At 52.3% G+C, this 22874-nt stretch carries 26 protein-coding genes; 12 read left to right on the top strand and 14 right to left on the bottom strand.

Features of this window, described 5'->3' with window-relative positions; genetic code table 11:
• Positions 1-52 precede the first annotated feature (52 nt).
• The gene (gene mdtK / locus K8W53_RS12370; RefSeq protein ID WP_001175081.1) at positions 53-1426 is read right to left on the bottom strand and encodes a multidrug efflux MATE transporter MdtK; all 1374 of its coding nucleotides are present in this window, start codon (positions 1424-1426) and stop codon (positions 53-55) included.
• Between the two features lie 216 nt (positions 1427-1642).
• Here mdtK and K8W53_RS12365 point away from each other — a divergent pair, with 216 nt between their 5' ends.
• Entirely contained in the window at positions 1643-2284 is a 642-nt protein-coding gene (locus K8W53_RS12365) for a riboflavin synthase (protein WP_000493971.1), read from the top strand.
• Between the two features lie 41 nt (positions 2285-2325).
• Here the strand turns inward: K8W53_RS12365 and cfa are convergent, their stop codons facing one another.
• On the bottom strand, positions 2326-3474 hold the full coding sequence (cfa, locus tag K8W53_RS12360; RefSeq protein ID WP_000098879.1) for a cyclopropane fatty acyl phospholipid synthase: 1149 nt from the start codon (positions 3472-3474) through the stop codon (positions 2326-2328).
• Between the two features lie 289 nt (positions 3475-3763).
• On the bottom strand, positions 3764-4969 hold the full coding sequence (gene punC, locus K8W53_RS12355; protein ID WP_023223729.1) for a purine nucleoside transporter PunC: 1206 nt from the start codon (positions 4967-4969) through the stop codon (positions 3764-3766).
• A 112-nt stretch (positions 4970-5081) separates the two neighbouring features.
• On the opposite strand from punC, the gene punR reads away from it, so the two are divergent.
• Positions 5082-6014: a DNA-binding transcriptional activator PunR gene (gene punR, locus K8W53_RS12350; protein WP_023223728.1), complete on the top strand. Its 933-nt coding sequence runs from the start codon at positions 5082-5084 to the stop codon at positions 6012-6014.
• On the opposite strand, the gene purR is transcribed toward punR, so the two are convergent.
• The gene (gene purR / locus K8W53_RS12345; protein ID WP_000190992.1) at positions 6011-7036 is read right to left on the bottom strand and encodes an HTH-type transcriptional repressor PurR; all 1026 of its coding nucleotides are present in this window, start codon (positions 7034-7036) and stop codon (positions 6011-6013) included. The genes punR and purR overlap by 4 nt on opposite strands.
• A gap of 295 nt (positions 7037-7331) precedes the next feature.
• On the opposite strand from purR, the gene K8W53_RS12340 reads away from it, so the two are divergent.
• Positions 7332-7421: a YnhF family membrane protein gene (locus K8W53_RS12340; RefSeq protein ID WP_000102277.1), complete on the top strand. Its 90-nt coding sequence runs from the start codon at positions 7332-7334 to the stop codon at positions 7419-7421.
• An 82-nt stretch (positions 7422-7503) separates the two neighbouring features.
• Here the strand turns inward: K8W53_RS12340 and sodB are convergent, their stop codons facing one another.
• Positions 7504-8085, bottom strand: a complete 582-nt coding sequence (sodB, locus tag K8W53_RS12335; RefSeq protein WP_017441028.1) for a superoxide dismutase [Fe] — start codon at positions 8083-8085, stop codon at positions 7504-7506.
• 126 nt (positions 8086-8211) lie between these two features.
• Complete coding sequence (locus K8W53_RS12330; RefSeq protein ID WP_023223549.1) at positions 8212-9033, bottom strand: C40 family peptidase; 822 nt, start codon at positions 9031-9033, stop codon at positions 8212-8214.
• Positions 9034-9368: 335 nt separating this feature from the next.
• Here K8W53_RS12330 and grxD point away from each other — a divergent pair, with 335 nt between their 5' ends.
• Positions 9369-9716 (top strand): monothiol glutaredoxin 4, encoded by a 348-nt coding sequence (gene grxD, locus K8W53_RS12325; RefSeq protein ID WP_000108176.1) that lies wholly within the window; start codon positions 9369-9371, stop codon positions 9714-9716.
• Between the two features lie 77 nt (positions 9717-9793).
• Here the strand turns inward: grxD and rnt are convergent, their stop codons facing one another.
• From rnt to K8W53_RS12305, 4 genes are all read right to left on the bottom strand, one after another.
• A complete protein-coding gene (rnt, locus tag K8W53_RS12320; protein ID WP_023223725.1) occupies positions 9794-10441 on the bottom strand; it encodes a ribonuclease T in 648 nt (215 codons plus the stop codon).
• A 100-nt stretch (positions 10442-10541) separates the two neighbouring features.
• Positions 10542-10949, bottom strand: coding sequence for a lactoylglutathione lyase (gene gloA / locus K8W53_RS12315; RefSeq protein ID WP_001237787.1), 408 nt, complete (start codon positions 10947-10949; stop codon positions 10542-10544).
• A gap of 68 nt (positions 10950-11017) precedes the next feature.
• Positions 11018-12115 carry an alkene reductase gene (locus tag K8W53_RS12310; RefSeq protein ID WP_023223724.1) on the bottom strand — a complete coding sequence of 366 codons (1098 nt, stop codon included), beginning with the start codon at positions 12113-12115 and terminating at the stop codon, positions 11018-11020.
• Between the two features lie 58 nt (positions 12116-12173).
• Entirely contained in the window at positions 12174-12773 is a 600-nt protein-coding gene (locus K8W53_RS12305; protein ID WP_001041823.1) for a TetR/AcrR family transcriptional regulator, read from the bottom strand.
• Positions 12774-12875: 102 nt separating this feature from the next.
• Here K8W53_RS12305 and K8W53_RS12300 point away from each other — a divergent pair, with 102 nt between their 5' ends.
• The 3 genes from K8W53_RS12300 to sodC2 all read left to right on the top strand — a co-directional run bounded on the left by K8W53_RS12300 (position 12876) and on the right by sodC2 (position 14663).
• A complete protein-coding gene (locus K8W53_RS12300) occupies positions 12876-13115 on the top strand; it encodes a DUF1289 domain-containing protein (RefSeq protein WP_001538148.1) in 240 nt (79 codons plus the stop codon).
• Positions 13116-13165: 50 nt separating this feature from the next.
• Positions 13166-14062 carry an aldo/keto reductase gene (locus K8W53_RS12295; RefSeq protein ID WP_000250716.1) on the top strand — a complete coding sequence of 299 codons (897 nt, stop codon included), beginning with the start codon at positions 13166-13168 and terminating at the stop codon, positions 14060-14062.
• A 79-nt stretch (positions 14063-14141) separates the two neighbouring features.
• Positions 14142-14663 (top strand): superoxide dismutase [Cu-Zn] SodC2, encoded by a 522-nt coding sequence (gene sodC2, locus K8W53_RS12290; RefSeq protein ID WP_023203429.1) that lies wholly within the window; start codon positions 14142-14144, stop codon positions 14661-14663.
• On the opposite strand, the gene K8W53_RS12285 is transcribed toward sodC2, so the two are convergent.
• Genes K8W53_RS12285 through K8W53_RS12275 form a run of 3 tightly spaced genes read right to left on the bottom strand, consistent with a single transcriptional unit; the run spans position 14639 to position 17777 of the window.
• Positions 14639-16678, bottom strand: a complete 2040-nt coding sequence (locus K8W53_RS12285) for an FUSC family protein (protein ID WP_052939356.1) — start codon at positions 16676-16678, stop codon at positions 14639-14641. The two genes, sodC2 and K8W53_RS12285, sit on opposite strands and share 25 nt — an antisense overlap.
• Positions 16678-17538 (bottom strand): HlyD family secretion protein, encoded by an 861-nt coding sequence (locus K8W53_RS12280; protein ID WP_001538147.1) that lies wholly within the window; start codon positions 17536-17538, stop codon positions 16678-16680. The genes K8W53_RS12285 and K8W53_RS12280 overlap by 1 nt, the downstream gene beginning before the upstream one ends.
• Before the next feature lie 2 nt (positions 17539-17540).
• A complete protein-coding gene (locus K8W53_RS12275; protein WP_000649755.1) occupies positions 17541-17777 on the bottom strand; it encodes a DUF1656 domain-containing protein in 237 nt (78 codons plus the stop codon).
• 194 nt (positions 17778-17971) lie between these two features.
• Between K8W53_RS12275 and slyA the strand changes: the two genes are divergently transcribed.
• Positions 17972-18412: a transcriptional regulator SlyA gene (gene slyA / locus K8W53_RS12270; RefSeq protein WP_000764554.1), complete on the top strand. Its 441-nt coding sequence runs from the start codon at positions 17972-17974 to the stop codon at positions 18410-18412.
• A gap of 47 nt (positions 18413-18459) precedes the next feature.
• On the opposite strand, the gene slyB is transcribed toward slyA, so the two are convergent.
• A complete protein-coding gene (slyB, locus tag K8W53_RS12265; protein WP_000597179.1) occupies positions 18460-18927 on the bottom strand; it encodes an outer membrane lipoprotein SlyB in 468 nt (155 codons plus the stop codon).
• A 272-nt stretch (positions 18928-19199) separates the two neighbouring features.
• On the opposite strand from slyB, the gene anmK reads away from it, so the two are divergent.
• The 4 genes from anmK (at position 19200) to tyrS (ending at position 22854) form a co-directional block, all read left to right on the top strand.
• The gene (anmK, locus tag K8W53_RS12260) at positions 19200-20321 is read left to right on the top strand and encodes an anhydro-N-acetylmuramic acid kinase (protein WP_023223723.1); all 1122 of its coding nucleotides are present in this window, start codon (positions 19200-19202) and stop codon (positions 20319-20321) included.
• Positions 20322-20408: 87 nt separating this feature from the next.
• Positions 20409-20738 carry a C-type lysozyme inhibitor gene (gene mliC, locus K8W53_RS12255; RefSeq protein WP_001132086.1) on the top strand — a complete coding sequence of 110 codons (330 nt, stop codon included), beginning with the start codon at positions 20409-20411 and terminating at the stop codon, positions 20736-20738.
• A 58-nt stretch (positions 20739-20796) separates the two neighbouring features.
• Entirely contained in the window at positions 20797-21453 is a 657-nt protein-coding gene (gene pdxH, locus K8W53_RS12250) for a pyridoxamine 5'-phosphate oxidase (RefSeq protein WP_001282334.1), read from the top strand.
• 126 nt (positions 21454-21579) lie between these two features.
• Positions 21580-22854, top strand: coding sequence for a tyrosine--tRNA ligase (tyrS, locus tag K8W53_RS12245; RefSeq protein ID WP_000168626.1), 1275 nt, complete (start codon positions 21580-21582; stop codon positions 22852-22854).
• Positions 22855-22874 lie beyond the last annotated feature (20 nt).

Here is a 22874-nt window from a genome sequence, read left to right as displayed (position 1 = left end):
GAAATATGCAACATGTCGAGAAAATAGCCGCCATGCGACGGCTATCGTCGTATTATCGCGCAGCGCGCTGCAAAATGATGGCGGACGGCTGACGTTGTAGATAGCGCATCCGTAGCATCATTAACACCGCCGCCGAGGTCAGGCCGATGATGAACCCCATCCAGAAGCCTGCCGGTCCCATACGATCAACCACCAGATCCGTTAACGCCAGGATATAACCGCTGGGTAAACCTAACACCCAGTAGGCGGTAAAGGTGATAAAAAAGATGGAACGCGTATCTTTATAACCGCGCAGAATACCGCTGCCGATAACCTGTATAGAGTCGGAAATCTGATAAACCGCAGCGAGCAGCATTAATTGTGCGGCAAGCGCCACGACCTCGGGGTTGTCATTGTAGAGCAAAGCAATATGCTTACGCAGAGTAACGGTAAAGATCGCGGTAACTACAGCCATACAAATGCCGACGCCTAAACCGGTACGCGCTGCGGTTTGCGCATCCAGCGTTGAGCCCTGGCCCAGACGATAACCCACTCGAATCGTTACCGCCGCAGCCAGCGACATCGGCAGTACGAACATCAGCGAGCTAAAGTTAAGCGCAATCTGATGACCCGCGACATCCACAATACCTAATGGCGAAACCAGCAGCGCAACGACCGCAAACAACGTCACTTCAAAGAACAGCGCCAGCGCAATCGGCAACCCTAGTTGAATCAGGCGCTTCATGACGACGCTATCGGGTTTGCCAAAGCCTGTTTCATTACGAATATCACGCATTGAACGCGCGTGTTTAATGTAAGAAAGCATGGCGATAAACATCACCCAATAGACCGCTGCGGTCGCAACGCCGCAGCCGATACCGCCGAGTTCCGGCATACCAAAATGGCCATAGATAAAAATATAGTTCACCGGAATATTCACCAGCAGGCCCAAAAATCCCATCACCATACCCGGTTTGGTTTTGGCCAGACCTTCGCACTGGTTTCGCGCTACCTGAAAGAAAAGGTATCCTGGCGCGCCCCACAGCAGCGCGCGAAGATAACCCACGGCTTTATCGGCCAGCGCCGGATCAATATTATGCATGGAGCGGATAATGTATCCGGCATTCCACAGGACGATCATCACCAGCACGGAGACAAAGCCCGCCAGCCAGAACCCTTGTCGAACCTGATGCGCGATACGCTCACGGCGGCCGGAGCCATTGAGTTGCGCAATCACAGGCGTCAAGGCCAGCAGTAAGCCGTGACCAAACAAAATGGCGGGAAGCCAGATAGAGGTGCCGATAGCGACGGCAGCCATGTCCGTAGCGCTATAGCCTCCCGCCATGACGGTATCGACGAATCCCATTGCGGTCTGTGCCACTTGCGCAAGGATCACCGGTATCGCTAACGCTAATAACTGACGCGCTTCACTGGTATACTTCTGCACGTATTCACCTTTTATTTTGTTGTTATATGAAAGACTAAAAAGCCGCCGTAGTGGCAGCCAAAAGAAATAGCAGGGGAAATTTCAGTCTATTGTAGCGGGGTATTACTATTTCTCCAGCGAAAAAACAGTTGTTAACGGCGCATTGCTGGCAAGCTGTTTTTCCACCTGCTATTGTGCTGAACAGTTCTGCTTTTATTTATTTCAGGAGTTGAAGATATGTTTACGGGGATCGTACAGGGTACCGCGAAACTGGTATCGATTGATGAAAAACCCAACTTTCGCACCCATGTGGTGACGTTACCGGACTACATGCTGGAGGGGCTGGAGACGGGGGCGTCGGTAGCGCATAACGGATGCTGTTTGACGGTGACTGAAATAAACGGCAATCAGATAAGTTTTGATCTGATGAAAGAAACGTTGCGCATCACCAATCTGGGCGCGTTGAGGGTAGGTGATGAGGTCAACGTAGAGCGCGCCGCCAAATTCAGCGATGAAATCGGTGGACATCTGATGTCGGGGCATATTATTACGACGGCGGAGATCGCGAAAATCCTGACCTCCGAAAATAACCATCAGGTGTGGTTTAAAGTGCAGGATGCGTCCCTGATGAAGTATATCCTGTACAAGGGCTTTATCGGCGTCGACGGCATCAGTTTGACCGTCGGCGAGGTAACGCCAACGCGCTTCTGCGTGCATCTCATTCCGGAAACGCTGGAGCGTACTACGCTTGGCAGAAAAAAACTGGGTGAGCGTGTGAATATCGAGATCGATCCGCAAACGCAGGCGGTTGTTGATACCGTAGAACGCGTACTGGCTGCGCGAGAAAATGCGGTCAGAAATCAGGCCGACATTGGCTAACGGAAAATAAGATTCCCCCGCATGAAATGCGGGGGTGATGATTAGCGAGGAACGCGCAGACCGTTTTCAACGCCGCGCGTAAACACCACCTGCCAAAGCTGGATATCACGCGCGCGAAACGCACCCGCGCAGGCGTTGAGATAATAGCTGAACATACGTTTAAAGCGCTCGTTATAATTGCCCGCAATCTCTGGCCAGGCATTGATAAAGCGCTCGTGCCACGCCATCAGAGTCGTGTCATAGTCGGCGCCAAAGTTATGCCAGTCTTCCATTACAAAGTGTGATTCGCTGGCCTCGGCGATTTGACGAACAGACGGCAAGCAACCGTTGGGGAAAATATACTTATTGATCCACGGATCGACATTATGATCGGTTTTTTTAGAACCAATAGTATGGAGCAGGAAAAGACCATCCGGTTTTAAATTCCTGTCAACGACCTCAAAATAGGTGTTGTAGTTTTTTGGCCCGACATGTTCGAACATACCGACGGAGACGATTCGGTCAAACTGATCGTTAAGGTCGCGATAATCTTCGAGGAGAATGGAGACATCCAGACCTTCGCAACGCGTCTGCGCCATTTTTTGTTGTTCAGCGGAGATCGTTACGCCCACCACGCTAACGCCATAATGGGTCGCCATATATTGCGACAGGCCGCCCCAGCCGCAGCCGATATCCAGCACACGCATCCCCGGTTGTAGCTGTAGCTTTTCGCAAATTAATTTCAGCTTGGCTTGCTGTGCCGCTTCCAGCGTATCGGCATCTTTCCAGTAGGCGCAAGAATATTGCATATAGGGATCGAGCATACGGGAAAAAAGGTCATTACCAAGATCGTAATGTTCCTTGCCGACAATCCAGGCGCGTTTTTTACTTTGTAGATTAATCAGACGCGCGCCGAGGATGCGGAGCGTATCTTTAACATGGTGGGGGAGTTGATTTTCAAGACCGGCACGTAAGACTTTGCTGAAGAAAATATCCAGACGCTCGCATTCCCACCAGCCATCCATGTAACTCTCACCTAACCCCAACGATCCTTCCTGAAGGACGCGTTTAAAAAAATCGGGATTCTTAACACGAATGTCAGACGGGGCGGAACCATTAATTGTAATATCCGCGCGACTTAACAATTCGTTGGCGATTCGGTACCAGTTATCATCCGGTACGCTGACTTCTTCTATACACGATGAACTCATAGTTTCTCCATCACTGGACGGTGATCAGAACCTTAAAACAGCGTAGACGCTTTTTTGGCTTTGTGAGAAATCCCACGGACAATTCCGTGAGCCAGTTATCCGACGTAGAACAGAGGAAGGGAGGAACCCTTGCCGAAAAGGCCATCCATGGTGAATCGGGAACGCTCCGGTTCCCGTTAATGCCTAATAATTATCGTAATATAAACAACCGTGAATCAGTATAGGCCGCAATTTTTGATGATTCAACCGAAAATTGTTAGCGTGCTAATTACCAGCGGTTAACAAGCTTTTAGTGAGACTTGTCGTGGGCGACATTGGCATGAGGAAACCCGGTCTCAGCGCAATCTGCATGAGACTGCATTTTGTAGCCTAACGCCGCCAGAACAACGGTAGAGAACATTACGCTGGTGGTGGTCAGCAGCGGCGTGCTGATGAGCCATGAAACCACCAGGCTTGCCAGGAAACATAACCCCAGTTGCAGCGTATTTTGTAGCGCCGCAGCGCGCCCCGTGGCTTGAGGGAAAGGGCGTAACGCTTGCGCGACGACGATAGGGTAGATGGCGCCATTGGCAATCGCCATTACGCAGAAAGGAATCAGGATCTCCACCAGTGAGGCATTATTCAGAAGGCCCGCTCCCCATGTGGCGATAACGCTCAGCGCATACAGCCCTAACAGCCACGGAAGCAATTGGTAGCCCTGCCATTTTTGTAGCGCCGCGCGGCAACCATATCCGCCAATCAGAAAAGCGATGGTTTGCGGAACATAGCTCAGGCCAATCACTGCCGGGCTGTAACCCATCGCGCTGAGAATAAACGGGGACCCTGTTAGCCACGCAAAAAAGCTGGCGGAACAGGCGGCATAAATCAGCACATTACCGCGATAGGTTTTAGAGCGTAACAACGTCGCGAAAGTGAGTTTATCCTGTCCTTCGGTACGCGCTTTTACCGATGGTTTTAAGCGCAGCGCCGGCAACATCAGCAACAACGTAATCACGAACAGGGTGGCGAAAATCGCCTGCCATGAGAAATGCGTCAGTATCCAGCTTCCCAGTAAGGGCGCAAGCGCCGGGGATAATCCCACCAGTGGCATGATAGTGGCGAAGATACGGTTAATTTTTTGCGAAGGATAATAATCGGTCACCAGCGCTTGCCAGATTACCGTTGCCGCACAAACGCCGACGGCCTGCACAAAGCGCAGCGTCAGCAGTGCTGCCGCGCTTTCTACCCACAGCATCCCCAGACTTCCGAGCGCAAAGATAGATAACCCCAGCAGTAAAATCGGTTTACGGCCATAACGATCCGATAGCGGTCCCCAAAGTAGTTGCGCGACGGCAAAGCCAGCTAAAAACAGGCTGAGGCTGGCGCTGACCGCGGCGGCAGGCGTTTGTAAATCCGCCTGTATGGCGGCAAACGCGGGCAGGTACATGTCCGTAGCCAGAAATCCCAGCACGCTAAGACCGGCTAACCAGACTAAAAAACCTTTTCCAGGTTGCATATTTGTTTCTCTTTCTTATCAGACAGACATTGTCGCAGAGTGTAGGGAGTGAAATTACGGTTGTGAAACGTTAATATTTGTCCAGTGAATTCAAAATTTTTGTAGGCAAATTATGTGGTCGGAATACTCGCTTGAAGTGGTTGACGCCGTAGCGCGCAATGGCAGTTTTAGCGCGGCGGCGCAGGAACTGCACCGTGTGCCTTCAGCAGTCAGTTACACCGTTCGTCAGTTAGAGGAGTGGCTGGCCGTACCGCTTTTTGTACGACGTCACCGTGATGTTGAACTGACGCCTGCTGGCGTCTGGTTTTTAAAAGAAGGGCGTTCTGTTATCAAAAAAATGCAGATCACTCGCCAGCAGTGTCAGCAAATTGCTAATGGCTGGCGCGGGCAGTTAGCTATTGCGGTGGACAATATCGTCAGACCAGAACGTACCCGGCAGATGATCGTCGATTTCTATCGCCATTTTGACGATGTGGAACTGCTGGTTTTTCAGGAGGTGTTTAACGGCGTCTGGGACGCGCTCTCCGACGGGCGTGTCGAACTGGCGATTGGGGCGACGCAGGCGATTCCGGTAGGGGGGCGTTACGCTTTTCGGGATATGGGGACCCTGAGCTGGAGCTGCGTAGTGGCAAGCGATCACCCGCTGGCGTCGATGCCTGGGCCGTTAAGCGATGATACCCTGCGTAACTGGCCGTCGCTGGTCAGGGAAGACACTTCGCGAACCTTACCGAAACGGATTACCTGGCTGCTGGATAACCAAAAAAGGATCGTCGTACCGGACTGGGAGTCATCGGCAACCTGCCTGTCGGCAGGACTATGCGTGGGAATGGTGCCGACGCATTTTGCCCGACAGTGGATAGACAGCGGAAAATGGGTGGCGCTGACGTTAGAGAATCCGTTTCCCGATGCGGCCTGTTGCGTGACGTGGCAGCAAAACGAAGCCTCGCCCGCGCTGGCATGGCTGCTGGACTATTTGGGCGATAGCGAAACGTTGAATCGGGAGTGGCTGCGGGAGCCAGAAGAGGCTCCCGACAGCGGGGATTAACGCCGATAGTCGCGGAACGGGCCGTCAGCGACCGAGCGACGCTCAACCAGGCGTGGATGAACTTCAATAGACTGTGACTCTTCGCGCTTATTGACGATGCGATCCAATAGCATATTAAATGCGGTTTCGCCTAAAGAGTCTTTGGGCTGGTGAATCGTCGTCAGCGCCGGGGTAAAGAAACGGGCGTTACGCACATTATCATAACCGATCACCGAAACGTCCTGCGGTACGCGAAGCCCCATTTCGTCAGCCGCGCAAAGCGCGCCCATCGCCATAATATCGCCGCCGCAGAAAACGGCGGTAGGGCGATGTGACTGCGATAAAATTTGCTGCATCGCGTGGTAACCGGATTCCGGCTCGAAGTCGCCCTGAACAATCCAGTTGTCCGGCACGTTGATCAGCGCCTCCTCCATGGCTTTCATAAAGCCTGCCAGCCGGCCCGCGCCGGTGTTGCGCTCCAGCGGGCCGGGAATAACGCCGATATCCCGGTGGCCGCGTTCAACCAGATAACGACCCGCCATATAGCCGCCTGCAAAGGCGTTATCAATCACCGTGTCGGTAAAATCGGCCTTCGCCTCACCCCAGTCCATCACCACCATCGGAATATGGCGATACTCTTCCAGCATGGAAAGCAGAGGTTCTGGATACTCAGAACACATCACCAGCAGGCCATCCACGCGCTTTTGCGCCATCATGGACAGGTAGGCGCGCTGTTTTTCCAGGTTATTCCAGGCGTTGCCTAAAATCAGCGTATAGCCTTTCTGGAAACAGTTTTTTTCAACTGCCTCGATAATTTCGGCAAAATAGGCCGCTTCGCTGCTGGTCGCCAGTAAGCCTATCGACTTGGTATGGTTAACCTTCAGGCTACGCGCGACGGCGCTGGGAGAGTAGTGCAGCTCTTTAATTGCCGCCCAGACCGCGTTACGCGTTTCTTCAGCGACAAAACGCGTTTTGTTGATTACGTGTGATACAGTTGTAGTGGAAACGTTTGCTCGTTTCGCTACATCTTTAATTGTTGCCATTACATTTCACTCCAGACCCTCGCTAAGCTCCTGAGAAACGCCAGGTAAACGTTTGCCTACACACACCCTAATCGCAACATCAGGGTTGCGGCACGCCGGAAAAACGACACGGAACGTCAGGAAGGGGTCAATGGCCGTTACGCTAATTCAGTAAGCCTGGAATTTTGTCTGATCTTGAGGAAAAGGGGAAGCGTTAAAAACAGTTATCAATATAAAACATGAGAGATTTTTGTGCGGGAATGTGCAAAAATGCGCTATATCACTTTTTGTGTGGGAATAAAAAGGAGAAAACTTGATGAGTACCGACCTGAAATTTTCGTTGATTACTACGCTGATTGTTCTGGGCGTGATTGTCGCAGGTGGATTAACGGCCGCTCTGCACTGATTTCCTCTCTTCTGAGGGTGGGCGTCTCCTCTATTCTATCCCTCTCTAAAACGCAGAAGGCGTACCTTCTGCGTACTCAGACTTATGCGGCGAGATTTTTCGCAACAAATTCCCAGTTAACCAGCGCCCAGAAATGCTCCAGATAGTTTGGACGGGCGTTGCGGTAGTCGATGTAATACGCGTGTTCCCACACATCAACCGTCAGCAACGGCGTTGCATCCGTAGTCAGCGGCGTACCGGCATTTGAGGTAGAAACGATAGCCAGTTTGCCATCAGCGCTTTTTACCAGCCATGTCCATCCGGAACCAAAGTTTTTGATAGCGGCATCGGTGAACTGCGCTTTAAATTCCGCGAAGCTGCCAAAAGATGCCGCGATAGCTTCAGCCAGTTTCCCGGTCGGTTCGCCGCCAGCGTTTGGCGCCAGGCAGTTCCAGTAGAAAGTGTGGTTCCACACCTGAGCGGCGTTATTAAAGATACCGCCTTCGGAGGCGCGCACGATCTCTTCCAGCGATTTGCCTTCAAACGCCGTGCCTTTGATCAAATTGTTAAGATTGGTCACGTAAGTCTGATGATGTTTGCCATAGTGATATTCCAGCGTCTCAGCAGAAATATGCGGCGCCAGAGCATCTTTGGCATACGGTAATGCAGGTAATTCGAACGACATTGCTTCTCTCCTTATTATTAATATTGCGCACGCACAATACCCCTGGTGCGCGTAAGGATAGGGTAGCAAATTGAGAGGTGGCGCAAAAGAAGAAGTTATCCTGTCGTTAAACGACAGGATAAAATATTAGCGAATTGTTTTAGGTGTCATCACCCGGCGGGCGCCGACATAATGACGTTGCCAGTACTCTTCGTTCAGTGAGGTGATCTTAATTTCCTGACCGCTGCGCGGGGACTGAATAAACTTACCGTTGCCGACATAGACGCCAACGTGATCGGCGGTGCCGCGCCCCTGCGTACGAAAGAACACCAGATCGCCGTTTTTCAACTCGCTACGCTCAATGGGCGCCGCGTCACGCAGGTGATACATCTCATTCGCCGTTCGGGGGATACGGATCTTCACTAAATCTTTATAGGCATAATAAACCAGACCGCTGCAATCAAAACCGGTGCGCGGCGACGCGCCTCCCCAGTGATACGGTTTACCAATCTGGTTCATGAGCTTGGACATCGCGGTTTTCGTCGCTTTTTGTACTTTTGCACGATGCGCATCGGCAATAGAGACCGGCAATGTTCCTTTCCCCTTCACGCAGTGCGGCTTACGGCCTTTACGCGTCGTGCATTTTTCCGTTACGTCGAGGGCGGCGATTGACGTGGGCGCGGTTCTGTTACGACGATGCGTCGTATGACGAGATTTCGTGGAGGCGGTGGTACGTTTTGGCGTAGAAGCGGAAGAAGAACGGCTGGTTTTTGAGGTTTTTTTTACGTTTTTTTTGTTGGTCTTACTGATCTTTTTCGTTGTGCTTTTCTTTTTATCTGCCGTTTTCGTGACATGAGAAACAGCAGGCGTCGCTTTGGCTTGCCTGGAAGCATGGGCCATTGGCGTAAAAGGGAGAGTAGTAAAAAGTAAAGCACAGAGCGTGATCGAGATTTTGTTTATCCGCGCCACTGAGCAATCCTCTGTTAAAGGCAGGCGATTCATGCCTGCGTATGATTTACAAAACCTGATAATTCTAATCTACAAAAGCACAGATTGGTAATTGCTTTTGGTTTCTGAAGCTGTGTTTCGTTAACAGATGTAAAAAAAATAGCAATTAATGCTAAACACGAACGCGTTATCTACAAATCACAGCGTGGCAACCCGCTTAAAAGATATTTTGTATACAACTTATTCCCGCAGACGGTAAAATAATAAGGCATGATGAAAATGTTATTTTCCGTTGCCAGCCTGACCCGTTACAATGACAGGCTTCAGTCGTAAAAGTAGTTTAAGGAAGCGAGACAATGAGCACCACTATCGAAAAAATTCAGCGCCAGATCGCTGAAAACCCGATTCTCCTGTATATGAAAGGTTCACCGAAACTGCCAAGCTGTGGTTTCTCTGCGCAGGCCGTTCAGGCGCTTTCAGCCTGCGGGGAACGTTTTGCCTATGTTGATATCCTGCAAAACCCGGATATTCGCGCTGAATTACCGAAATATGCCAACTGGCCGACATTCCCACAACTGTGGGTGGACGGCGAGCTGGTCGGCGGGTGTGATATTGTGATTGAAATGTATCAGCGTGGTGAGTTGCAGCAGCTTATTAAAGAAACTGCGGCAAAATATAAAACTCAGGAGCCGGACGCAGAGTAATCTGTGAAAGGAGAAAGCGACCTGTAAAGGTCGCTTTTTTACTGCCATCGTGAGCAAGAGCGGCGTTGTTAGCCTCGTTATTTGTCCGTCGGCAAAGGTAACGGCCAGCCGCCCAGGCGCTTCCAGCGATTGACGATTTCACAAAACAGCACCGCTGTCCGCTCGGTATCATACAAAGCGGAATGGGCCTTTTCGCCGTCAAACTCCATACCTGCCGCCAGGCACGCTTTTGATAACACCGTTTGTCCCAGCGCCAGTCCGCTCAATGCCGCGGTATCAAAGGTGACGAACGGATGAAACGGGTTACGTTTCAGCGAGGCGCGCTCTGCGGCGGCCATCATAAAACTGTGATCAAAAGTGGCGTTATGCGCGACCATAATGGCGCGGCTACAACCGCTTTCTTTGATACCTTTACGCACCATTTTGAAAATAGCGTGTAGGGCCTCATATTCACTCACCGCGCCGCGTAGCGGGTTAGAGGGATCGATACCGTTAAACGCGAGCGCTTCCGGCTGTAAGTTGGCTCCAGCGAACGGCTCCACATGGAAATGCAGCGTCATGTCCGGCATCAGCCAGCCTTGTTCATCCATTTTCAGCGTGATGGCGGCGATTTCGAGCAGCGCATCGGTTTTAGCGTTAAATCCTGCAGTTTCAACGTCGATGACGACAGGATAAAAACCACGAAAACGGTCGCACAGACCGGAAAGTTGAGCGTGATCGGACATCTGAGTCTCTTAATACGAAAAAATGCAGCGCGTATTATGGCAAATTTTACGCCGGGATGCAGTAAAACAACGGGCGCAGTGACCTGCGCCCGGCGGGGGATCAGTTACCCAGACCGCGGCCTGCGTCTTTAGCTTCAATCAATTCGATTTTATAGCCATCCGGATCTTCAACGAAGGCGATGATGGTCGAACCGCCTTTTACCGGCCCCGCTTCACGGGTCACGTTGCCGCCGTTCTGACGAATGCGTTCACAGGCTTCAGCAGCATTGTCAACGCTCAGCGCGATATGCCCATACGCATTGCCCATGTCGTAGCTCTCAACGCCCCAGTTATAGGTTAGTTCGATGACCGCTTCTTCCGTTTCCGGACCATATCCCACAAAGGCCAGCGAGTATTTGTATTCCGGATTCTCACTGGTACGCAGCAATTTCATGCCCAGAACGTTAGTGTAAAAAGCGATGGAACGCTGCAAATCGCCGACGCGCAGCATAGTATGCAATAAACGCATTTTCGTTGTCCTTAAAATAGTCAAGATATTCAAAGTATAGCGGCGATGTGAGGCCGCTATCAATGAAATTACAGAGTAGGGTAGTCAGTGTAGCCTTCCGCGCCGCCGCCATAAAAACTTTCGGGACGCTGTGGATTGAGTTTCGCTTTACATTGCAGACGCGCTACCAGATCCGGGTTAGCGATGTAATCGCGACCAAACGCCACGGCGTCAATCAGCCCTTTTTCGATCAGATCTTCCGCTTTTTCTGGCGTATAGGCGCCAGCGCCGATGATGGGACCGTGGAAACGTGCGCGCACTTTTTCACGGAACGCGTCGCTGTACGGTTCGCCGCCCGCCCAGTCTGGTTCAGACATATGCAGATAAGCAATGCCGCGTTTGCCTAACGCTTCAATCAGATAAAGGGCGTCAGCCTCTTCATTCGGGCCGTTATCGACATTCTGGAAAGTGCCGACAGGAGAAAGGCGGATGCCGATACGGTCCGCTCCCCATTCCTTAATGCCGGCATCAACCACTTCCAGCACCAGACGGGCGCGATTCTCTACGCTGCCGCCGTACTGATCGGTACGGTGATTAGAAGACGGCGAGAGGAACTGGTGCAGCAGATAACCGTGCGCGGAGTGCAGCTCCACCAGATCGAAGCCTGCCTCTCGGGCATTGGCGATAGCCTGGCGGAAATCGTTGACGATCCCCGGGATCTCGTGAGTATCCAGCGCGCGCGGCGTGGAAGTCTCTACGCGGATGGCCTGACCGTTTTCGTCACGCAAAGAGGTGCGGGTTCCCGCATTGACAGCGGATGGCGCGACGGGCGCTTGTCCGCCTGGTTGCAGGCTGGCGTGTGAAATACGGCCCGTATGCCACAGTTGCACCGCCATATGGCCGCCCTGGGCATGGACTCCCTGAGTGATTTTTTTCCAGGCGGCGATCTGCTCATCGCTGTGTAATCCCGGTGCGCCGGCATAACCTTTCGCCTGTGCGGAGATTTGTGTGGCTTCGCTGATGATCAATCCGGCGCTGGCGCGTTGACGGTAATATTCCGCCATTAACGGCGTAGGAATGTCGCCCGGTTCAATACTCCGCAAACGCGTCAAAGGCGCCATAAATACGCGATTTGTCGCCGTGATGGCACCCACCTTGAGGGGGGTAAACAGTTTTGCTGATGACATAGTGGCTCCTGATATAAGTAGACCGGTCGTCTTGTAATAAAGGAAATAAAAACGCCTGTTACTGCTCAGGCGTTGCAATGATGGTCTTAACATGCGCCAACGCATTTTCCAGCGGCGCGGCGCTACGGGATATTTTGGCCTGCAAATTGGCGCCCAGCCACAGGGCATAAAGTACCTGCGCCTGTGGCAACGGCTGGCCGGTGAAATGTAAACAGTGGCTATTACGGCCATCTTCCAGCGCGCGTGCAAGCAGTGCCATGATCTCCTGCGCCCCTTTATCCATCGTAGAGCGCATATCCTCCGACAGATCGCAGACCTCCGCTGACAGTTTCACCGTCAGGCAACCGCTAATGGCGCCTTGCTGGCAAAACTGCTTTAACGTTTCCTGATACCAGGCGAGAAGACGATCGCGATGATTACCGGGACCGGAGGTGAAGTGCGCCGTAAGACGCTGATGATAGCAGGCGTAATGTCGCTCAAGCATGGCGACGCCGAAGGCTTCTTTCGAGCGAAAGTAGTGATAAAACGACCCTTTAGGCACCTGGGCGGTTTTGAGCAACTCGCTAAGCCCCATGCCGGTAAAACCCCGTTGCATACAAAGCTGCTCGCCGGTGGCCAGCAGATGTTCGCGGGTATCGTGTTCGGTTTGCTTATTCATGACAGGCAGTATAGTAGACCAGTCGGTCTACTGCAAGCAGAGTTGCCATAATGTCAGTTAGCGTCTTCAATAGTCATAAGCGCCAAACGTTGAGGAGGGGATGTGGCCGAGCAGTTGGAGTTTTTTCCTGTAGCAAGCCCATGTCGCGGTATCTGCCAGTCTGATGAGCGTGGCTTTTGTCGGGGATGTATGCGCAGCCGCGACGAACGGTTTAACTGGCAAAAAATGAGCGATGCCGAGAAACAAAATGTACTGCGGCTTTGTCGCCAGCGTTTCTTGCGTAAAATACGCGCAAACAAGCCTCTCCCATCGGAAGATCCTCAACAACCTTCACTCTTTTAAACGCGGAATTGCGTATACTCAACCTCATTATTCTCTATGAGGAATCTGTTATGGTTCAGCGTGTCACCATCGCTCCACAAGGCCCGGAGTTTTCGCGTTTTGTCATGGGTTACTGGCGTTTGATGGACTGGAATATGTCCGCGCGTCAGTTAGTGAGTTTTATCGAAGAACATCTGGATTTGGGCGTCACTACCGTTGACCATGCGGACATTTATGGCGGTTATCAGTGCGAAGCGGCGTTTGGCGAGGCGCTAACGCTGGCGCCGCATTTGCGGGAAAAACTGCAAATCGTTACCAAATGCGGTATTGCGACCACTGCCAGAGCGGAAAATAAGCTCGGTCATTATATTACCGATCGCCGCCATATTATTCTGAGCGCCGAACAGTCATTAAAAAATCTGGCGACAGATTATCTGGATATGTTGTTAATTCACCGTCCCGATCCGTTAATGGATGCGGATGACGTCGCCGAGGCGTTTCAACATCTACATCAAAGCGGCAAAGTGCGCCATTTTGGCGTTTCTAATTTTACGCCAGCGCAATTTACGTTGCTGCAATCGCGCCTGCCGTTCACCCTGGCGACCAACCAGGTGGAGATCTCGCCGGTTCATCAGCCTTTGTTGCTGGACGGCACATTAGATCAATTACAGCAACTGCGTATTCGTCCGATGGCCTGGTCATGTCTTGGCGGCGGTCGGCTGTTTAATGATGAGGCTTATCAGCCGTTGCGCCAGGAACTTTCCGTTATCGCGCAAGAACTCAACGCCAGTTCTATTGAACAGGTGGTCTATGCCTGGATTTTACGTTTGCCGTCGCAGCCGCTGCCGATTATTGGCTCGGGTAAAATCGAACGCGTACGCGCCGCATTAGAAGCGGAAACGCTGTCATTGTCGCGTCAACAGTGGTTCCGAATCCGCAAGGCGGCACTGGGTTATGACGTGCCGTAATCGCCAACTCGTTGACTTTCCGTACATGTTTTCGCCAGTGGTTTACACTTAACAGGCGACCACATGTAACGGAGGTTTTATGAAGCGATTAAGTTTAGCGATGGTGACGCTGCTGGCCTGTGCGGGTGCGCAGGCCGCCAGCGAGAAAGTAGAGATGAACCTGGTGACGGCGCAAGGCGTAGGACAGTCTATCGGCACCGTCGTCATCGATGAAACCGAAGGCGGCTTAAAATTTACCCCACACCTTAAAGCGTTGCCGCCGGGCGAGCATGGTTTTCACATTCATGCCAAAGGTAGCTGCCAGCCCGCGATTAAAGACGGCAAAGCGGTTGCCGCAGAAGCCGCTGGTGGTCATCTGGACCCACAAAATACCGGTAAGCATGAAGGACCGGAAGGCCAGGGGCATCTGGGCGACCTCCCGGTGTTAGTCGTTAATAATGATGGTATCGCCACCGAACCGGTTACTGCGCCGCGTCTGAAGTCTCTTGATGAAGTGAAAGATAAAGCGCTCATGATCCATGTGGGCGGCGATAACATGTCCGATCAGCCGAAACCGCTCGGCGGCGGCGGAATGCGTTACGCCTGCGGCGTCATTAAATAACCCGGAGCCAGCGTTCCCTGCGCTGGAGCCTGTTCCAGCTGCGACAGCGAACAGTGTAAACGCCAGATAATCGCCGCCAGCTCATGCGCGGCGGGTTGATGATGATGTGCGAGCGTGTCGCAGATACGCTGTAGTTCCTGTAGCGTGACGGCAAGCGGGCGTTGCTGCACGCCGCGCTCGCTCATCACATCGCGCAGCAGGGATATACAAATATCCCGCACCCGGGAAAGCGGATCGGAACGCGACTCCCAGGCGCGCAGCTGCCACACCACATGCGAGCAGTTCAGCAGTACCACTCCCCAACGTAATAACCACCGGCGCGCCAGCGCATCCTGGCTATTGCTGAGCTGACTGACGTGATGGTAGGTCAGCGACTCAAACTCGCTTTCGCTATGGGAAGGGTGACGGCTAAGCTGATCGACGAAATCCCGGCGTAGCGCGCGGATATGGCGGCGGCTTTTTACGGCATCGGAACCGGGGCGCAAAATCGCAAACGCCAGCCAGGAAATCGCAACGCCGACGATCTTGGCGGTATTATCGTTAAGGAAATCGGCGAAGTCGTACACCGGCGGATTGGTCACGGCGATGAATGAGCCCATAAAGACGATAAGCTGCCCCCACAGTCCCGCCAGCTTAGGCATCTGCAGTTTAAGCAGTTGCATCGTGACGAACAGCGGAAAAAGGAAAAGTAAGAATTGCCACAGATCGGTGATTTGCACCATCAGGCCAAATTTCACCACGAAGCTGAATAAGGACAGCAGCACTAAAGTACGCATCAATAAGGAAAGCGACTTAAACGGCGTGGCGACGATGGAGTAGAGAACGCAACTGATCGCCGCCAGGGTTAATGCGCCGGGCCCGGATTCCCATTGCGCGCCAATACTCCAGGCGCCAATCACCGTGAGCGTGCAAAAGGTACGCACGCCGCTCCAGATGGCCTCTGCGTTATCCGTATGCCGTGCAAGGCCGGGAGTGCGGCGGATATGGATTTGATCCACCGGCGCGCCGCTTTCGATCAGATATAACTGGCGGCTGCTGCGCAGATATAAGTGGCAAAAATAGCGTAATCGCTGCCAGAACGCGAGGTGACGATAATCCTGTTCATCCTGCGGGCGTAGCGGCGCAATAATCCGCGCCACGGTGTAGCTGTCCGCGCGCGGTTTTGCCAACTCAGCTAAGAGTTGTTCAATGACTTCGCGGCTGTTTTCCGGTGGCGTCGGCCAGTTTAAAAGCATTCTACGCAGACTGGAGATCACGCTGGTTAGCCGTAATTGCTGGTGTAACAATGCATTTAGCAATGCATTCTGGCGGCGAAAACGGTAGTGACTCCAGAAGGCCTGAATACGCAGCAGGTTCATGGTCAGGATTTGCCCAATGACGCCCTCATGCGCGGAGCGGATGGCGTCGGTAGTCTCCGGCTGCCAAAGTAGACTGGCATGTTCCAGCAAGCGCGCATGCATGTTTTTCAACGCGGTGAGCAGGGCTGTGCCATCCGATGTGCTGGGCAGGATCATCATCATCATGCCGCCACAGAGGATGCCGACGATAACTTCACATACACGTGCCTGGGCGATATCCCACAACTGCGTGATTTCTACAATATTAACCATCGGGAACGCGATGATCGCCGCCGTGTAGCCGGACAACTGGAAAGCATAAGCGGCATTATTGGTAAAATGCGCGCAGGCCCAGGTACAAAAACCGATCCAGGCGGCCATGCTAAATAAGAACAACCAGGGTTCATTCAGCGTATGGCCGGCAATAATCAACGCGGCGGTCGCGCCGAGTAAACTCCCGGCAATACGCCCCAGACTTTTACTGATTACGCCGCCTACGGTCGGAAAGCTCACCACTGCGGCCGAAGTCATCGCCCAGTAGGGCTCATCCAGATTGAGATAATAAGCGAATGTCAGCGCGAGACACATGGCAATGGTATTGCGCAACGCGTAACGCCACTGGCCGGAGGTCGCTTTAAACCAGGGCGTATTTCGCAGGGCCGGCAGGGAGAGTTTCATTACCGCTGTCCAATGGCTACGCTGCAGGTAGTGCCGGAGACGAGCGTGATATCCTGCGGCAAAGCGTCAAATTCGATACGTACCGGTACGCGTTGCGCCAGACGTACCCACGGTACGTTGGGTTTGATATCGGGCACTAAACCGGAGTCGCTTTCCACGCTTTGGTCGTAAATAGCGCGCCCGATACTGCCAACGTGACCCTGTAACTTAACATTGCCACTATACAGTGTTATTAATGCAGGCTCACCTTCGCGGATGTGGCGTAGTTTGGTTTCTTCGAAATATCCCATTACATAAAATGAATGGCTATCTACCAGGGCGAAAAGCGGCTTACCGGTACTGGCATAATCACCGGTACGCGTAGAAAGGTTGGTCACCCAGCCGGATACCGGCGCTTTTACTTCCGTCTGGCTAAGCTGCCACTGCGCCTGTTTTAACGTTGCCAGTGCGACATCTACGCTGGCCTGCATCGCTTTAACATTCAGATTGGCGCTATCCAGATCTTCAGCAGAGATGTAGTTACGCGATAAATGTCGACGTCGATCGGCTTCATTATTCGCTTTTGCCAGATCGGACTGCGCTTTGGCCAACTGCGCCTGCGCGTTAAGTTCTGCAATATGGAAGGGCGTTTTATCAATGACAAAGAGAACGTCCCCGGCGTTGACGAACTGATTATCTTTGATATTGAGTTGGGTAATGCTGCCAGAAACCTGCGGCGTTACGCTGACCTGTTCCGCGCGGATTTTACCATCGCGCGTCCATGGCGACTGCATATAGTAGTTCCATAACCACCACGCGGCCAGAACGGCGACGACGGCGACAATGAGAGTAGAAAAATATTTTATTGTTTTTAACGACATATTTACCACGCGATCAGTAAAACGAGGCCCAGACATACGCAAAGCGTAAAGAGGGAGAGATCCATTAACAGGGGATGCCAGATTTCATCAGAGTATATCCGGTCACGCAGGAGTCGGTGAATAAACAACCAGATAACGAACCCAAGCGCAAAGGCTTTAAAGAATGGCGGAAAGTAAACAGATGCTCCCAACATGAGATCTTGTAAGGGCAATCCTGTGGCGTTGAGTATACACTTCACAAGCAATGTTCCTTTGCGTCAGACATCGATGCTTTAGTTTTAGCCAAAACTGAAGCTACAGGTGCCAGGTGCGCACTATGTCTGAAAAAATGTCTATTGGTAAGCAAATTTAGCAATACATTTGTTTTGAGAATACAAATACTGCACACTATTCTAAAATCAGCATAATAACTTAGCAAGCTAATTATAAGGAGATGAAATTGGAATCGCCACTAGGTTCTGATCTGGCACGGTTGGTGCGCATTTGGCGTGCTCTGATTGACCATCGCCTCAAGCCTCTGGAATTGACGCAGACACATTGGGTCACGTTGCACAATATTCATCAATTGCCGCCTGACCAGTCGCAGATTCAATTGGCTAAAGCGATAGGCATTGAGCAGCCATCGCTGGTACGCACGTTGGATCAACTTGAAGATAAGGGGCTAATTTCGCGGCAAACCTGCGCCAGCGATCGTCGCGCTAAGCGGATTAAACTGACCGAAAAAGCGGAGCCGCTGATCGCTGAGATGGAAGAGGTCATTCATAAAACGCGCGGTGAAATTTTGGCTGGGATTTCTTCAGAGGAGATTGAGCTTCTGATTAAACTTGTCGCTAAACTTGAACACAACATTATGGAATTGCACTCTCACGATTGAGGTGCAGGGGCATACGTGTGGCCATGTGACCACACGTAAAGCCTGGTTTAGCGTGGAGAGACAGTAACCTGGCTGCCATTGCTGGCCAGCACGACACGCTGACCTGCCGAGAAACGCGTATTTCCTTGTTTCTGCACAACCATAATGGTGTTGCCATCGTCTTTACGAATTTCCAGTTCCACACCCTGGGTTTTATTCATTGCGCTCTGGACGCCCTGGCCCGCTACGCCGCCAGCCACCGCGCCTGCCGCGGTCGCCAGTGAACGACCCGTACCGCCGCCGATAGTGTTGCCGAGGAATCCGCCCAACACCGCGCCGCCGATAGCGCCAATCACGTTAGAATCATCACCGCCCTGAATTTGAACCGGACGAACGTTAACGATAGTACCGTACGTTACATTCTGAACTTGTTTAGCCTCGGATGCGGTATAAACATCACCCGAAAGGCTATCATTGTTAACACACCCAGCTAAGGATAACCCCATCAGTGAAACGGCCAGTACACGTTTAATCATTTACCCATCTCCTGTTCTTCACGAAACGCTATTTCAGCATCCCTATAGCTAAATTATATGGCATTTATGCAGTTAAGGTCATATCTTCTGCCGAAAGAATGTAAAAATCATAATCAGAAGTTAATTAACTAATCTTAAACGAAGTGGGAAGCAAGAAAAGATAGGTTATTGATATCCGTGGACGGCACGGCAAAAAACGTGACGCGGGCATCGCATTGCAAAATACGTTATGCCGAGTGTTAAGGCTTAACCCAGCTTAATAAGGAAGAGGTATGAAATCGGGCCGTTTTATTGGCGTTATGTCCGGAACCAGCCTTGATGGCGTGGATGTTGTACTGGCGGCAATTGATGAAACAATGGTAGCGCAACAGGCAAGTCTCACCTGGCCCATTCCCGTTCATCTGAAAAAAGGCATTCTCGATATTTGCCAGGGGCAACCGCTTACGCTCTCGCAACTCGGCCAGCTGGATACCCAGTTAGGCCGGCTTTTTGCACAGGCGGTTAATGCGCTGTTAGCGCAACAACGTTTGCAGCCGCGGGATATCGTCGCCATTGGTTGTCATGGGCAAACGGTCTGGCATGAGCCGACCGGCGAGGCCCCGCATACGCTGCAAATTGGCGATAATAATCACATCGTCGCCCATACGGGGATTACAGTGGTCGGCGATTTTCGGCGGCGGGATATTGCGCTGGGCGGACAAGGCGCGCCGCTGGTGCCCGCTTTCCATCACGCGCTGTTGGGACATCCGACGGAAAAACGTATGGTCCTGAATATCGGCGGCATCGCCAATTTATCTCTGCTTTTCCCCGGACAGGCGGTGCGCGGGTACGACACGGGGCCGGGTAATATGTTGATGGATGCGTGGATTTGGCGACAATGCGCGCAGCCCTACGACAAAGACGCGGCATGGGCGAAAGAAGGTCAGGTTATTCTTCCATTGCTGCAAAAGATGTTGCGCGATCCGTACTTTGCTGCGTCGGCGCCCAAAAGTACAGGACGCGAATATTTCAACTATGGCTGGTTAGAGCGTCATCTTACGGCTTTCCCTGGCGCAGACGCGCGCGATGTACAGGCCACGTTGGCGGAGCTGACGGCGGTCTCCATCGCCCAACAGGTGCTGCTCAATGGCGGCTGCGAGCGGCTGATGGTCTGTGGCGGCGGAAGTCGGAATCCGTTAGTGATGGCCCGTCTGGCGGCGCTGTTGCCCGGTATCGAGGTTTCGACCACCGATAAGGCGGGGATCTGCGGCGATGATATGGAAGCGCTGGCCTTTGCATGGCTTGCCTGGCGAACGCTCGCGGGCCTGCCGGGAAATTTACCTTCCGTGACGGGGGCTACAGAAGCCAGTGTTTTAGGCGCTATTTACCCGGCTAACCCAATAACTCAGAGTTAACTGAATTTTTCCCGGACCCTATATCGGTAAACTAGCAAGGTCAGGAAGGGGCGTTTGCCCTTCCAGAAGCAGGAGAGCTTTCGGGATATGCCTATGAAAAAGATCGCAATAATGTGTTTACCTGTGCTGCTGACCGGCTGTAGCGTTTATCAACAATTTGTTGAACGTATGCAAACGGATACGCTGGAATACCAGTGTGATGAGAAGCCGCTTACCGTTAAAGTCAATAACCCGCGTGAAGAGGTCAGTTTTGTTTATGACAATAAGCTGCTGACCCTGAAGCAAGGAATCTCGGCCTCGGGCGCGCGTTATACCGACGGGATTTATGTTTTCTGGTCGCAAGGCGAGAGCGCCACGGTCTATAAACGAGACAGAATTGTGCTTAATAACTGTCAGTTACAAAATCCGAAGCGTTGAGATTTTCAGTATGGGGGCGCACAATAGCGCCACCCACTGATTATTTCTGATCAACGCCATGTCTGATAACGACCAATTGCAGCAGATCGCGCATCTGCGCCGTGAATACACGAAAGGCGGCTTGCGTCGCCGCGATTTACCCGCTGAACCGTTAACCTTATTTGAGCGCTGGCTTGGGCAAGCGTGCGACGCCAGACTGGCCGATCCGACGGCAATGGTCGTGGCGACCGTAGATGACAAGGGGCAACCGTACCAGCGTATTGTATTGCTCAAGCATTACGATGAAAAAGGCCTGGTCTTTTATACCAACCTGGGAAGCCGCAAGGCGCATCAAATTGAGCACAATCCGCGTATCAGCCTGTTATTTCCCTGGCATATGCTTGAACGCCAGGTGATGGTGACAGGCAAAGCCGAGCGTCTCTCCACACTTGAGGTGGTGAGGTATTTCCACAGTCGTCCGCGCGACAGCCAGATTGGCGCATGGGTCTCTAAACAATCCAGCCGCATTTCCGCGCGCGGTATCCTCGAAAGCAAATTCCTGGAGCTCAAGCAGAAATTTCAACAGGGCGAAGTGCCGTTACCCAGCTTCTGGGGCGGTTTTCGCGTGAGTATCGAACAGATGGAGTTCTGGCAGGGCGGCGAACATCGTCTGCACGATCGCTTTTTGTACCAACGCGACGACGGCGCATGGAAAATCGACCGTCTTGCGCCCTAAAGATGCAAAAATCTTGTTTTAAGCACTGGTGCGGATGAATCCGCCGTTTTATGCTATGTCTCTTTCGCGTCTGGCGAAAAGTCGTGTACCGGCAAAGGTGCAGTCGTTTTATACATGGAGATTTTGATGGCAAGCAGTAACTTGATTAAACAATTGCAAGAGCGGGGGCTGGTAGCCCAGGTGACGGACGAAGACGCGTTGGCAGAGCGACTGGCGCAAGGCCCGATCGCGCTCTATTGCGGCTTCGATCCTACCGCTGACAGCTTGCATTTGGGGCATCTGGTTCCATTGTTATGCCTGAAACGCTTCCAGCAGGCAGGGCACAAACCTGTTGCGCTGGTAGGCGGCGCGACCGGTCTGATTGGCGACCCGAGCTTCAAAGCCGCCGAGCGTAAACTGAACACTGAAGAGACCGTTCAGGAGTGGGTGGCGAAAATTCGTAAACAGGTTGCCCCATTCCTGGACTTTGATTGCGGCGAAAACTCCGCCATCGCGGCCAATAACTATGACTGGTTCGGCAGCATGAATGTGCTGACTTTCCTGCGCGATATCGGTAAACATTTTTCCGTTAATCAGATGATCAACAAAGAAGCGGTGAAGCAGCGTCTGAACCGTGACGATCAGGGTATCTCTTTCACGGAGTTCTCTTATAACCTGCTACAGGGGTACGACTTCGCTTGTCTGAATAAACTGCACGGCGTTGCCTTACAGATTGGCGGTTCTGACCAGTGGGGGAACATCACTTCCGGTATCGACCTGACCCGTCGCCTGCACCAGAATCAGGTATTTGGTTTGACCGTTCCGCTGATCACCAAAGCTGACGGCACGAAATTCGGTAAAACCGAAGGCGGCGCTGTCTGGCTGGATCCGAAGAAAACCAGTCCGTACAAATTCTACCAGTTCTGGATTAACACCGCAGATGCCGATGTTTATCGCTTCCTGAAATTCTTCACTTTTATGGACATTGAAGAGATCAATGCCCTGGAAGAAGAAGATAAAAACAGCGGTAAAGCGCCGCGCGCGCAGTATGTGCTGGCCGAGCAGGTGACGCGCCTGGTTCATGGTGAAGAGGGGCTGGTTGCGGCGAAACGGATCACTGAATGCCTGTTCAGCGGTTCACTGAGCGCGCTGAGCGAAGCTGACTTTGAGCAGTTGGCGCAGGACGGCGTACCGATGGTTGAAATGGAAAAAGGCGCCGACCTGATGCAGGCGCTGGTAGACGCCGAACTCCAGCCGTCGCGTGGTCAGGCGCGTAAGACTATCGCCTCCAACGCTGTCACTATCAATGGTGAAAAACAATCCGATCCTGAATACATCTTTAACGATGAGGACCGTCTGTTTGGCCGCTATACCTTATTACGTCGCGGCAAAAAGAACTATTGTCTGATTTGCTGGAAATAAGGCATTAAGTAACAGGGAGT

It is taken from the genome of Salmonella sp. A29-2, from assembly GCF_020150755.1.
GTDB classification, from domain to species: Bacteria; Pseudomonadota; Gammaproteobacteria; order Enterobacterales; family Enterobacteriaceae; genus Salmonella; species Salmonella enterica.
This window is presented reverse-complemented; position numbering and strand designations above follow the sequence as displayed.